The sequence below is a fragment of the Kineococcus glutinatus genome (genome assembly GCF_039542765.1).
Taxonomy (GTDB): Bacteria; Actinomycetota; Actinomycetes; order Actinomycetales; family Kineococcaceae; genus Kineococcus_A; species Kineococcus_A glutinatus.
This window is the reverse complement of record NZ_BAABIL010000641.1, coordinates 1-1216: the sequence shown is the minus strand read 5'-3', so window position 1 is coordinate 1216 and position 1216 is coordinate 1. Positions and strand designations below refer to the sequence as shown.

General features: G+C 77.7%; 2 protein-coding genes, 1 tRNA gene and 1 pseudogene. 3 read left to right on the top strand and 1 reads right to left on the bottom strand.

The window, feature by feature from the left end; all coding sequences use genetic code 11:
• From ABEB16_RS19455 to ABEB16_RS19445, 3 genes are all read left to right on the top strand, one after another.
• Positions 1 to 654: HAD-IC family P-type ATPase (locus ABEB16_RS19455; RefSeq protein WP_345713855.1), on the top strand; the 654-nt coding region annotated here is incomplete at its 5' end.
• Positions 655 to 722: 68 nt separating this feature from the next.
• Positions 723 to 839, top strand: coding sequence for a DLW-39 family protein (locus tag ABEB16_RS19450; protein ID WP_345713854.1), 117 nt, complete (start codon positions 723 to 725; stop codon positions 837 to 839).
• 26 nt (positions 840 to 865) lie between these two features.
• A tRNA-Ala gene (locus ABEB16_RS19445) sits at positions 866 to 938 on the top strand.
• A gap of 82 nt (positions 939 to 1020) precedes the next feature.
• On the opposite strand, the pseudogene ABEB16_RS19440 reads toward ABEB16_RS19445, so the two are convergent.
• Positions 1021 to 1216, bottom strand: a pseudogene (locus ABEB16_RS19440) (NUDIX hydrolase); the annotation flags it as partial.

Below are 1216 nucleotides of genomic sequence, written 5' to 3'. Positions count from 1 at the left end.
GTCGCCGTGGGCTGGGACGGGCGCGCCCGCGGCGTGCTCGTGGTGGCCGACGCGGTGAAGCCGACCTCCGCCGAGGCCGTCCGGCAGCTGCGCGCCCTCGGGCTGGAGCCGGTGCTGGTGACCGGCGACAACGCCGCCGCGGCCCGCGCCGTGGCCGCGCAGGTCGGCATCGGCACCGGCCCGGACGCGGTCGTCGCCGGCGTGCTGCCCGAGGGCAAGGTCGACGTGGTGCGCCGGTTGCAGGCGGCCGGCCGGGTCGTGGCGGTGGTCGGTGACGGGGTGAACGACGCCGCGGCGCTGGCGCAGGCCGACCTGGGCCTGGCGATGGGCACCGGCACCGACGTGGCGATCGAGGCGGCCGACCTGACCCTGGTGCGGGGGGACCTGCGCGCCGCCGCCGACGCGGTGCGGCTGTCCCGGCGCACGCTGGCCGTCATCCGGCAGAACCTCTTCTGGGCCTTCGCCTACAACGTCGCGGCGCTGCCGCTGGCCGCGGCGGGCTACCTGGACCCGATGCTGGCCGGGGCGGCGATGGCCTGCTCGTCGGTGTTCGTGGTGCTCAACAGCCTGCGGTTGCGCCGGTTCCGGCCGCTCGTGCCGGAGGGGTCTGCGCCCCGGCGCGACCACCGGAGGGGGCCGGAGACCGCGTGCTAGCCTCGGCGGGGGAGCGGTGCGGGTGCCGCTGCCGTGACGATCCGCTCCCGTGCCGTGGAGGTCCGACCGTGAAGAAGGTCCTGCTGGTGGCGCTGGCCGCCGTGGGAATCCTCGCCTGGCGGCAGCGTGCCTCCGACAAGGCCGAGCGCGACCTCTGGGCGGAGGCCACCGACACCATCCGCTGAGGCGTACCAGCCGGCTCCGCCGGTCCGGGGGCGTGGCGCAATTGGTAGCGCACCTGCTTTGCAAGCAGGGGGTTAGGGGTTCGAGTCCCCTCGCCTCCACCCCGCAGCACGAGGCCCTCCCCGCTCATCGAGCGGGGAGGGCCTCGTGGTGCGCGCCGGTCCCGGTGCTCCCGGGACCGGCTCAGGCGCCCTGGCCGGGGCCGGCGCCCTTGTCGCGGGCGGCGTCCGCCGCCTGCTCGACCTGATCCGGGTCGGCGGTGCCACCCCCGGCGGTGCCACCCCCGGCGGTGCCACCCTCGGCGGGGTTGCCCTCGGCGCGGCGACGACCGCGCGGCGGCGTCGGCTTCGCGGCGCCGCCCGGTGCCGGCGTCGGGGAG